Source organism: Rhodoplanes roseus (assembly GCF_003258865.1).
Classification (GTDB): Bacteria; Pseudomonadota; Alphaproteobacteria; order Rhizobiales; family Xanthobacteraceae; genus Rhodoplanes; species Rhodoplanes roseus.
In genome coordinates this window covers 1-10,733 of the sequence record NZ_NPEX01000206.1, presented here as the reverse complement: position 1 = coordinate 10,733, position 10,733 = coordinate 1, and the positions used below count along the sequence as shown (strand labels likewise).

At 72.5% G+C, this 10,733-nt stretch carries 8 protein-coding genes; all 8 read left to right on the top strand.

What is annotated here, in order from left to right; all coding sequences use genetic code 11:
* The first annotated feature begins 78 nt into the window (after positions 1-78).
* Positions 79-1,314: an NAD(P)/FAD-dependent oxidoreductase gene (locus tag CH341_RS22690; RefSeq protein WP_111421260.1), complete on the top strand. Its 1,236-nt coding sequence runs from the start codon at positions 79-81 to the stop codon at positions 1,312-1,314.
* A gap of 11 nt (positions 1,315-1,325) precedes the next feature.
* The gene (locus tag CH341_RS22685; RefSeq protein ID WP_111421259.1) at positions 1,326-3,104 is read left to right on the top strand and encodes a NirA family protein; all 1,779 of its coding nucleotides are present in this window, start codon (positions 1,326-1,328) and stop codon (positions 3,102-3,104) included.
* Positions 3,101-4,705, top strand: a complete 1,605-nt coding sequence (locus tag CH341_RS22680) for a sulfite reductase subunit alpha (RefSeq protein WP_111421257.1) — start codon at positions 3,101-3,103, stop codon at positions 4,703-4,705. The genes CH341_RS22685 and CH341_RS22680 overlap by 4 nt, the downstream gene beginning before the upstream one ends.
* A 7-nt stretch (positions 4,706-4,712) precedes the next feature.
* Positions 4,713-7,373 (top strand): nitrate reductase, encoded by a 2,661-nt coding sequence (locus tag CH341_RS22675; RefSeq protein WP_111421255.1) that lies wholly within the window; start codon positions 4,713-4,715, stop codon positions 7,371-7,373.
* Positions 7,360-8,862, top strand: coding sequence for a siroheme synthase CysG (gene cysG, locus CH341_RS22670; protein WP_111421254.1), 1,503 nt, complete (start codon positions 7,360-7,362; stop codon positions 8,860-8,862). The genes CH341_RS22675 and cysG overlap by 14 nt, the downstream gene beginning before the upstream one ends.
* A gap of 338 nt (positions 8,863-9,200) precedes the next feature.
* A complete protein-coding gene (locus CH341_RS22665; protein ID WP_210208549.1) occupies positions 9,201-9,539 on the top strand; it encodes an STAS domain-containing protein in 339 nt (112 codons plus the stop codon).
* Entirely contained in the window at positions 9,536-9,904 is a 369-nt protein-coding gene (locus CH341_RS22660; protein ID WP_111421253.1) for a response regulator, read from the top strand. The genes CH341_RS22665 and CH341_RS22660 overlap by 4 nt, the downstream gene beginning before the upstream one ends.
* The coding region (locus CH341_RS22655; protein ID WP_210208547.1) for an Hpt domain-containing protein at positions 9,901-10,733 on the top strand (833 nt) is incomplete at its 3' end. The genes CH341_RS22660 and CH341_RS22655, both read left to right, overlap by 4 nt.

Genomic DNA, 10,733 nt, shown 5'->3' with positions numbered 1-10,733 from the left:
CGTCCGCTTCGCGGACGCCCGACCCTCCCCCTCCAGGGGAGGGTGAAGCGCGGCTGACTCTGCGGGACGGAACACGCCATGCGTGAACGTCTCGTCGTCGTCGGCAACGGCATGGTCGGGCTGCGCTTCGTCGAGGAGGTGACGCGGCGGGCCGGCGATCGGTTCGACGTGACCGTGATCGGGGCGGAGCCCACGCCCGCCTACAATCGCGTGCTGCTCTCCTCGCTGCTGGCCGGCGACGTGACCGAGCAGGACTGCCGCTTTCGCGATCGCCGCTGGTATCTGGCCAACCGGGCGCGACTGATCACCGGCGCCCGCGTCACCGCCATCGACGCCGTCGAGCGCGAGCTTCTGGTCGAGGCGCACGGCGTCGTGCCTTACGACCGTCTGGTGCTGGCGACCGGCTCGGAACCGATCCGGCTTCCCGTGCCCGGCATGGATCTCCCCGGCGTGATCACGTTCCGGGATCTTTCGGACGTCGCGGTCATGCGCGAGGCCGCCGTGGCGAAGACGCCGGCCGTGGTGATCGGCGGCGGCCTGCTCGGCCTCGAAGCCGCCTACGGCCTCGCGCGCGCCGGCGGTCCGGTGACGCTCGTCCATCTCGCCGACCGGGTGATGGAGCGTCAGCTCGACGACGGCGCCGCGCGCATCGTCGAGGCCACCCTGCGGACGAAGGGCATCGACATCGTGCTGGAGGCGCAGACCGCCGCGGTCGAGGGGAACGGGCGCGCCGAGGCGGTGCGGCTCGCCGACGGCCGCGTGCTGCCGGCCGCGCTGGTCGTCGTCGCCGTCGGCGTCCGCCCGTCGACCGGTCTCGCGGCGACGGCAGGCCTCACGGTGTCCCGCGGAATCGCCGTCGACGACGCGCTCGCGACGTCGGTGCCGCGCATCCATGCCATCGGCGAATGCGTCTCCCATCGCGGCACCGTCTACGGGCTGGTCGAGCCCGGTTATGCGCAGGCGGCCGTGCTGGCGCGCCGGCTCGCCGGCGAGGACGCCCGCTACGACGGCACGCTGCTGTCGACGCGGCTGAAGGTCTCGGGCGTCCCGGTGTTCTCGGCCGGTGACGTGACGCCGCCGGCCGGCGCCGACGTGATCACGTTGTCGGATTCTTGGGCCGGCCGCTACGCCCGGCTGGTGGTGAGCGGCCAAACGCTCGTCGGCGCCATCCTGGTCGGCGAGACCCGCCATGCCGGCTTCTATCTCGACCTGATCGCGTCCGGCGCCGACGTGAGCGCGATGCGCGACGATCTGGTGTTCGGGCCGCCCGCTGCCGTCGCGACCGATACGCCCGCCGTCGCCGTGGCCGCCTGAGGAGCGCCCCCATGTCCGATTTCTCGGCCGAGCAGAAGCGCTATCTCGAAGGCATGGCGGCCGGCATGGCCGTGGTGAAGTCGGTCGGCGCACCGGCCGGGGCGGCCGCGCCGGCGGCGCCGCCGAGCGGGCCCGACGCCATCCATCTCGCCGCGCAGGACAAGACCCTGGCGGCGGGCCACAAGCTGGCCGACCCGGAAAAGTGGAAGCGCGCCGAGCATCCGTTCGAGGCCTATGGCCGCTTGAAGCGCGAGGCCGACGCCGGCAAGGCGCCGAGCGTGCCCGACAATTTCCGCTGGCGCTATCACGGCCTCTTTTGGGTGGCGCCGGCCCAGACCTCGTACATGGCGCGGCTGCGCATCCCCAACGGAATTCTGAATCACTGGCAGTTCGCCGGTGTCGCCGCGCTCGCCGACCAGTACGGCGGCGGCTACACCCATGTGACGACGCGCGCCAATCTGCAGGTCCGCGAGATCGCGCCCGAGAGCGCCGCGCCGTTTCTCGAAGGCCTCTCGGATCTCGGCCTCACCGGCCGCGGCGCCGGAGCCGACAACATCCGCAACGTCACCGGCTCGCCGACCGCCGGCATCGATCCGCAGGAGCTGATCGACACGCGGCCGCTGGCGAGGGCGTGGCATTTCCACATCCTCAACGAGCGGGCCATGATTGGTCTCCCGCGAAAATTCAACGTGTCGTTCGACGGCGGCGGAAAAATTCCGGCGCTGGAGGAGACCAACGACATCGGTTTCCAGGCGGTCCGCGTGCTGGACGGCGCGCCAGTGGAGGCGGGTGTCTGGATGCGGCTCGCGCTCGGCGGCATCTCGGGCCACCGGGATTTGGCGCGCGACACCGGCGCCGTCGTACGGCCGGCGGACTGCACCGCCGTTGCCGATGCGATCGTGCGCGTCTTCGTCGCCGAGGGCGACCGCACCAACCGCGCCAAGTCGCGGCTCAAATACGTGCTGGACCGGCTCGGCTTCGACGGCTTCCTGGCCCGGGTCGAGGATGTGCTGGGCCGCACGCTCGACCGTGTCGACGCCGCCCATCTGGCGCCACGCCCGATGACGGATCGCATGGCGCATCTCGGCGTGCACCCGCAAGCACAGGACGGCCGCATCTATGTCGGCGTCGTCGTGCCGGTCGGCCGGCTGACCACCGATCAGATGCGCGGCATCGCGGCGATCGCCCGCGAGCTCGGCGACGGCGACGTGCGGCTCACGGTGTGGCAGAATCTGCTGGTCTCCGGTGTGGCGCGGGAGCGCGCCGGCGACGTGGAGGCGCGGCTCGCCGCGCTCGGCCTGTCGGCGCAGCCGACCTCGATCCGCGCGGGCCTCGTCGCCTGCACCGGCATGACGGGCTGCAAGTTCGCCAATGCCCACACCAAGGAGAGCGCGCTCGACATCGCGGCTCACGTCGAGGCGCGCCTCGCGCTCGACGTGCCGGTCAACATCCATCTCACGGGCTGCCCGAACTCCTGCGCCCAGCACTACATCGGAGATGTCGGTCTGATCGGCGTCAAGGTGCCGGTCGGCAGCGAGGGCGACACGGTCGAGGGCTACGACATCGTGGTCGGCGGCGGTTTTGCCGAGAACGCCGCCATCGGCCGCATGCTGTGGACGGCGGTGCCGGCCGAGCGTGCCGCCGTCCATGTCGAGGCGCTGCTGCGCGCCTATCTGGACGGCCGCCGCGGGCCCGACGAGAGCTTTCAGCAGTTCACGCTGCGGGTGGGAGTGGACCACCTGAAAGGCGTCGCGCCGGCCGCGACGCGCGCCCTGGAGGCCGCCGAATGAACGCGTCGGTTCAGCCACCCTCCTGTTTCGTGCTGCCCGAGACGGCGCCGTTCTCGCCGGAGCAGCGCGCCTGGCTCGGCAGCTTCTTCGCCGCGCTGGCGGCGCCCGGCACCGCGCCCGTGCCGGTCGATGCGCCGGCGGGGGCGAGCGGGGCGGCGAGCGAGTCCGGGCTCGCCGACAACGACGATGCGCCGTGGCACGATCCGGCGATGCCGCTCGCCGAGCGTCAGGCGCTGGCGGCCGAGCGCCCGATCGCGCCGCGCCTGATGGCCGCGATGGCGCAGCAGGACTGCGGCCAGTGCGGCTACACCTGTGCGGCCTACGCGAATGCACTGGCCACCGGCGCCGAGGCGCGGCTCAATCTCTGCGCCCCCGGCGGCAAGGAGACGTTTCGGGCCGTGAAGGCGCTGGCCGGCGAGATCGGCGCCGATGCGCCGGCCCCTTCGATCGCGCCCGCGCTGGGCGAGGCGTCGCCGGCGCCCGCCGCGGAGCGCGGCTACTCTCGCGAGGCGCCCGTGGAGGCGGTGTTCGTCGGACGACGCCGCCTCAACGGAGCAGGCTCCGAGAAGGAGACGTTCCATATCGAGCTCGATCTCTCCGATACCGGCGTGACCTACACGGTCGGCGACAGCCTCGGCGTGTTCGCGACGAACGCGCCGGGTCTCGTCGACGCCGTGATCGCGCAGCTCGGCGCGCGGCCCGAGGGGCTGGTCGGCGGCAAGCCGCTCCACCAGGTTCTGTCGCGCGAGGTGTCGCTCGGGGCGGCGCCCGACGCGCTGTTCCAGCTCTTCTCCTATGTGACGGGCGGCGCACTGCGCCAGAAGGCGCGGGCGCTGGCGGCCGGCGAGGATCCGGACGGCGACGCCGCCCATCTCGACGTGCTCGGCGCACTGATCAAGTTCGGCGTGCGGCCCTCGGCAGAGGCGTTCGTCGAGGCGCTCGACCCGCTGCAGCCGCGGCTCTACTCGATCTCGTCGTCGCCGAAGGCCAATCCGGGCCGTGTCTCGCTCACGGTCGACGCGGTGCGCTACACCATCAACCGCCGCGGCCGCTTCGGCGTCGCCTCGACGTATCTGGGCGAGCGCGTGCCCGCGGGAACCCGCGTGCTCGTCTATGTGCAACGGGCGCACGGCTTCGGCGTGCCGGAAAATCCGGAGACGCCGCTGATCATGGTCGGCCCCGGCACCGGCATCGCGCCGTTCCGCGCCTTCCTGCAGGAGCGCGCCGCGACCCAGGCGCCGGGGAAGAACTGGCTGTTCTTCGGGCACCAGCGGCGCGACTGCGACTTCTTCTACGAGAGCGAGCTGAACGCGTTGAAGAGCGCCGGCGTGCTGACGCGCCTGTCGCTCGCCTGGTCGCGCGACGGCACCGAGAAGTTCTACGTGCAGGACCGCATGCGCGAGCTCGGCGCCGAGCTGTTCGCCTGGCTGGAGCAGGGCGCCCACCTGGCCGTCTGCGGCGACGCCAAGCGCATGGCCAAGGATGTCGAGCGGGCGCTGGTCGACATCGTCGAGCAGCACGGCGGCCGCTCCGCCGACGCCGCCGTCGCCTACGTCGCGGCGCTGAAGAAGGCCGGCCGCTATCAGGCCGACGTGTATTGAGGTCCCGATGACGTCTCCGAGCGACGCGGTTCGCACCACCTGTCCGTATTGCGGCGTCGGCTGCGGCATCCTGGCGACGCCGAACGGGCAGGGCGGCGCGGCCGTGGCGGGCGACCCGGCGCATCCGTCGAACTTCGGGCGGCTGTGCTCGAAGGGCGCGGCGCTCGGCGAGACGCTCGGCCTCGAGACGCGGCTGCTGCATCCGGTGGTGGACGGCGCCCGCGCGAGCTGGGACGCGGCGTTGGACGCCGTGGCGACGCGGCTGAAGACCGTGATCAGGACGCACGGCCGCGAGTCGGTCGGCTTCTATCTGTCGGGCCAGCTCCTCACCGAGGACTATTACGTCGCCAACAAGCTCGCCAAGGGCTTCATCGGAACGCCGAACGTCGACACCAACTCGCGCCTGTGCATGGCGTCGTCGGTCGCCGGCCATCGCCGCACCTTCGGCGGCGACGTGGTGCCGGGCAATTACGAAGATCTGGAGCTGGCCGATCTGGCGGTGCTGGTCGGCTCCAATGCGGCGTGGTGCCATCCGGTGCTGTGGCAGCGCATCGCCGCCGCGCGCCGCGCCCGCGGCACCCGGGTGATCGTCATCGATCCGCGCCGCACCGCGACGGCCGGCGAGGCGGACCTCCATCTCGCCGTCGCGCCCGGCATGGACACGGTGCTGTTCGCCTGGCTGCTCGTGCAGCTCGCCGACACGGACGCGCTGGACCGCGCATTCATCGCCGCCCACACGACCGGCTTCGATGAGACTCTCGCGCGGGCTCGCGAGATCGCGCCGAGCCTCGCCGCAGCCGCGGCCCGCTCCGGCGTCAGCGAGGCCGAGCTGCAGGCCTTCGTCACGGCGTGGCGTGGGACCGACAAGGTCGTCACCGTCTACTCGCAGGGCGTCAACCAGTCGGCCCAGGGCACCGACAAGGTCACGAGCATCGTCGCCTGCCATCTCGCCACCGGTCGCATCGGCCGACCCGGCATGGGGCCGCTGTCCTTCACGGGCCAGCCCAATGCCATGGGCGGCCGCGAGGTCGGCGGCCTCGCCAACATGCTGGCCGCCCACATGGGCTTCTCGGCCGCCGAGATCGACCGCGTCCGCCGGTTCTGGAACGAGCCCGCCACGGTGACGGGCGAGGGCCTCAAGGCCGTCGATCTGTTCGATGCGGTTGCCGACGGGCGCATCAGGGCGCTGTGGGTGATGGGCACCAACCCGGCCGTGTCGCTGCCACGCGCCGACGCGGTGCGCGACGCGCTGAAGCGGCTCGACCTGCTCGTCGTCTCCGAGAACGTCGCGTCCAACGACACGCTGGTGGCCGGCGCGCACATCCGCCTGCCCGCCGCCGCCTGGGGCGAGAAGGACGGCACCGTCACCAACTCGGAGCGTCGCATCTCGCGCCAGCGCTCCGTCCTGCCGCTGCCGGGCGAGGTGCGGCCGGACTGGTGGGCTCTGTCGCGCGTCGCCGTACGACTGGGGCACGCCGACGCCTTCGCCTGGACGTCGCCGGCTGCGGTGTTTCGCGAGCACGCCGCGCTCTCCGGCTTCGAGAACCGTGGCGAGCGCGCCTTCGACATCTCCGGCCTAGCCGCTCTCGACGACGCCGGCTACGACGCGCTGGCGCCGGTGCAGTGGCCGGTGCCGCGCGGCACGATCGGGGGCACGGCGCGCCTGTTCGGCAACGGCGACTTCGTCACGCCAGACCGCCGCGCCCGCTTCGTGCCGGCCGCGATGCCGGCGCTCGCCCGCGGGACCTCGCCGGAGTTTCCGCTCCGCCTCGTCACCGGGCGGGTGCGCGACCAGTGGCACACGATGACGCGCACCGGCCTGTCGCCGCGGCTCGGCGCCCACCGCCCCGAGCCCTTCGTCGAGGTGCATCCGGACGACGCCCTGCGCTTCGGCCTCGTCAACGGGGGTTTCGCGCGCGTCGAGACCGCCTATGGCGACGCCGTGCTGCGGGTCGTCGAGACCGACGTCGTGCGGGCCGGCGAGATCTTCGCGCCGATCCACTGGACCGCCGAGACCTCCTCGCACGGCCGCGTCGGGCCGTTGGTGCAGGGCGACACGGACCCCTATTCGGGCCAGCCCGAGGCCAAGGCGACGCCGGCGCGGTTGTCGCCCGTCGCCATGCGGCTCGCCGGCGTCGCATTGTCGCGCGGGCCGGTGGCGCTGCCCGACGGCGTCTGGTGGGCCCGCATCGCCGTCGCGGGTGGCTGGGCCTGGACGCTCGCGACGGACCGGCCGCTCGACGCGCTCGTGCCGGCGGTCGAGGCCTTGTTCCCGGAGCGCGAGCAGGCCGAGCTGCGCGATCCCGCCCGCGAGGTGTTTCGCAGCGCTGCCTTCGCGGGCGAGCGGCTGGCGGGCGCGGTCTTCCTCGGCCCGGCCGGAAAGGCGCCGCGCTGGGAGACGCTCGCCCCGCTGCTCGCGGTCGAGACCCTGCCGGCCTCCGCCCGCCTCTCGGTGCTCTCGGGCCGGGCGCAGGACGGCGCCGCCGATTGCGGCCCGCTGGTCTGCGCCTGCTTCTCGGTCGGCCGCGACGCCATCCAGACGGCGATCGCCGCCGGGGCGGCCGACGCCGCCGCCATCGGCGCCGTGCTGAAGGCCGGCACCAATTGCGGCTCCTGCGTTCCAGAGCTCCAGCGCCTGCTGGCGGAGGTGCCCCGTGTCGCGGCCTGACCGTCGTCCGGAAGAGACGCGCGCCGGCGGCCTCGCGCCGCTCGCCGTGCTGCCCGTGTTCGTTCCGTTGCGCGGGCATCGCGCCGTCGTGCTGGGTGGCAATGCCGGCGCCGCCTGGAAGGCGCGGCTGCTCGCCTCGGCGGGCGCCCGCGTGGACGTGATCGCGGCCGAGCTTTCAGAGGGGATGCGCGAGGCGCCCGGCACCGTGCCGGACGGCAGCGTGACGCTGCACCAGCGTCCATGGGCCGCCGGCGATCTGGCCGGCGCCCGCGTCGTGATCGTCGCGCTGGAGGATGCCGAGGAGGCGCAACGCGCCGTCGACGTCGCGCGACAAAGCGGGGCGATCGTCAACGCGGTCGACCGGCCGGAGCTGTGCGACGTTCAGTTCGGCGCCATCGTCAACCGCTCGCCGCTGGTCGTCGGCATCTCGACCGACGGCGCTGCCCCGGTGCTGGCGCAGACGCTCCGCTCCAGGATCGAGGCGCTGGTGCCGGTCGGGCTGGCGCGCTGGCTCGCCGCCGCGAAGCTCTGGCGCGACGAGGTGGCGGGCCGGATCGCATCCATGCCGGCGCGCCGCGCCTTCTGGCAGCGCTTCGCCGACCGCGCCTTCGGCGAGCCCGACCGCGCGCCGACGCCGGACGATCTCGACGATCTCCTGGCCGGCGGGACCGACGAAACCGGCGGCTCCGTCACGCTGGTCGGCGCCGGGCCGGGCGATCCGGAGCTGCTCACGCTCGCCGCCGTGCGGGCGCTGCGGGGCGCCGACGTGGTGCTGTACGACGATCTCGTCTCGCCCGACGTGCTCGCCTTCGCGCGCCGCGAGGCCCGCACCATGCTGGTCGGCAAGACCGGGCACCGGCCGTCCTGCCGGCAGGAGGACATCAACGTCCTGATGATCGGCCTCGCCCGGCAGGGCAAGCGCGTGGTTCGCCTGAAGAGCGGCGATCCCGGCGTGTTCGGCCGCGGCGGCGAGGAGATCGCCGCGGCGCACGAGGCCGGCATTCCGGTCGCGATCGTGCCGGGCGTCACGGCCGCGCAAGGCGCCGCGGCGCGGCTCGGCGTGTCGCTCACCGAGCGCGGGGTGGCGCGCCGCGTCCAGTACGTCACCGGACACGATCGCGACGGCGCCCTGCCGGAGGATCTGAACGGTGCCGCGCTGGCCGATCCCGGCGTCACGACGGCCGTCTACATGCCGCGCCGCACAGTGCCGGCGCTCGTCGCTCGCGCCCTCGCGGCGGGGCTTCCGGCCGCGACGCCGGCCGTCGCCATCGTCGATGCGACGCGGCCGGGCGAGCGGCGCGTGATCACGACGGTCGGCGATCTGAAGGATGCGATCGCCACGTTGCCGGCCGGTCCGTGCCTCGTTCTGATCGGCGACGTGCTGCGCGCGGCGCGCTCCGGCGTGCGTGCGCCGGCGGCCGACCTCGGCGTTTCCGGCGAGGAGCAGTGCATGACGGCTATGCGAATTGGGGCCGCCCGGGCGTCGTGATCACGTCGCCCGCCGCCGTTTCACCGTGCCGGACCGGCCCGGCGAGCCGTCCCGTTTACGATGTTTTTCGCGCCACGATCTCGCGGGAAGCTCACGGCCAGTGCTGGGTCCGAGACGCTCACATCCTTCGTGATCTGAATGCGTGATAACGATCCGCGTGGGGGTCGAGACGAAGTTTAAACGATATTTCGTGGTCCTTTATTAGTAAGTGCGAATTGCCCAGGCTATCGCCCGTTAAGCCTGGCTTAAAACCCATGCGCGTAACTCGGTTTCAGGAAACGCGTGGAAAGGCAGAGCCATAGGCCTCGCCGCGCGTCGCGCTGAAACAGGTGTGTCCCGTGCATAATACCAACCAGGAGAATGGCCTGGTCGAACTCGCCGGCGCCCAGACGGTCCGCACCATCGGGGCCGCGCACGACCGGTTGAGGACCGAGATCGAGGCCCATGCCGCGGTCCGGGTTCGTCTCGACGGCATCGAGGACTTCGACCTCAGCCTGATCCAGCTTCTCCTCGCCGCGCGTCGCGCCGCCGGCGCTGCAGGCAAGTCGCTGACTCTCGCGAGCCCGGCGACCGGCGCGCTCCGCACCGCCCTCGACCGTGCCGGATTCCTCGCTTCCGACCCTGCCGATCCGCTCGGCGGACCCCCGTTCTGGCTGCAAGCATCGGATCTCTCATGAGCAAGACCATCCTCAACGTCGACGACTCCGCCAGCGTGCGCCAGATGGTGCAGCTCACCCTGCAGGGCGCCGGATACAAGGTGCTGCAGGCCAACGACGGCGCCGACGGCCTCGCCAAGGCGCGGGCCACGCCGGTCGACATGGTCGTGACCGACCTCAACATGCCGGTGATGAACGGGCTCGCGCTGATCCGCGAGCTGCGCAAGCTGCCGACCTATCGGGGCGTGCCGATCCTGTTTCTCACCACCGAATCCGACGCGAACGTGAAGAAGGAGGCCAAGGAGGCGGGCGCGACCGGCTGGATCACCAAGCCGTTCCAGCAGGACCAGCTCGTCGCCGTGGTCAGGAAGGTATTGGGCGCATGACCACCATCGACGCCACCGACACGTTCCGTCAGGAAGCCCAGGAGCTGCTCGAGACGCTCGAGCACACGCTGCTCGACCTGGAGCACCGGCCGGCCGACGGCGACCTGATCGACGGCGCGTTCCGGGCGCTGCACACGATCAAGGGCTCGGGCGCGATGTTCGGCTTCGACCGGCTCGCCGCCTTCACGCATCACGTCGAGACCGCCTTCGATCTGGTCCGCAAGGGCCAGGTGAGCGCCAGCCCGGCGCTGATCGCCCTGACGCTCGGTGCCAAGGACCAGATGCGCCGCCTGATCGAGGCGCCGCACGAGGCCGACCCGGTGGTCGGCGAGACCATTCTCACCCAGCTCCGCATGGTGCTGGCCGGCACGGCCGCGACGGCGCCGGCCGCCGCCGAGCCGGTCGCCGCCGCGACCCCGGCCGCCACCGGCGAGACGACGTGGCGGGTGACGTTCCGCCTGCCCAAGGGTGCGATGGCGAGCGGCACCAACCCGCTCCTGCTGATCGAGGACCTGCACGCGCTCGGCACCGCCGTCGTGGTGGCGCAGACCGGCGAGGTCCCGTCGCTCGACGAGATCGACCCGCTGGAATGCCACGTCGGCTGGGAGGTTCTGCTCACCACCGAGAAGCCCCACGACGCGATCGAGGAGGTGTTCATGTTCCTCCTCGACGACATGGAGCTGACCATCACGCCGGCCGAAGACATCGTCACGGCGGCGCCGCTGCCGGACGTGTCCGCTCCGGCGTTGTCGCCCGCGGCCGCCGACGCGCCCGCGCCCGCGGCCCCCGCCGCCGAAGCAGCCGCCGCGACCTCGGCTGCCACGCCGGC

Excerpts from the sequence above, each read along its gene's own strand:
- CH341_RS22690 (WP_111421260.1), top strand. The coding sequence starts at position 79 with ATGCGTGAACGTCTCGTCGTCGTCGGCAACGGCATGGTCGGGCTGCGC.
- CH341_RS22685 (WP_111421259.1), top strand. The coding sequence starts at position 1,326 with ATGTCCGATTTCTCGGCCGAGCAGAAGCGCTATCTCGAAGGCATGGCG.
- CH341_RS22680 (WP_111421257.1), top strand. The coding sequence starts at position 3,101 with ATGAACGCGTCGGTTCAGCCACCCTCCTGTTTCGTGCTGCCCGAGACG.
- CH341_RS22675 (WP_111421255.1), top strand. The coding sequence starts at position 4,713 with ATGACGTCTCCGAGCGACGCGGTTCGCACCACCTGTCCGTATTGCGGC.
- CH341_RS22660 (WP_111421253.1), top strand. The coding sequence starts at position 9,536 with ATGAGCAAGACCATCCTCAACGTCGACGACTCCGCCAGCGTGCGCCAG.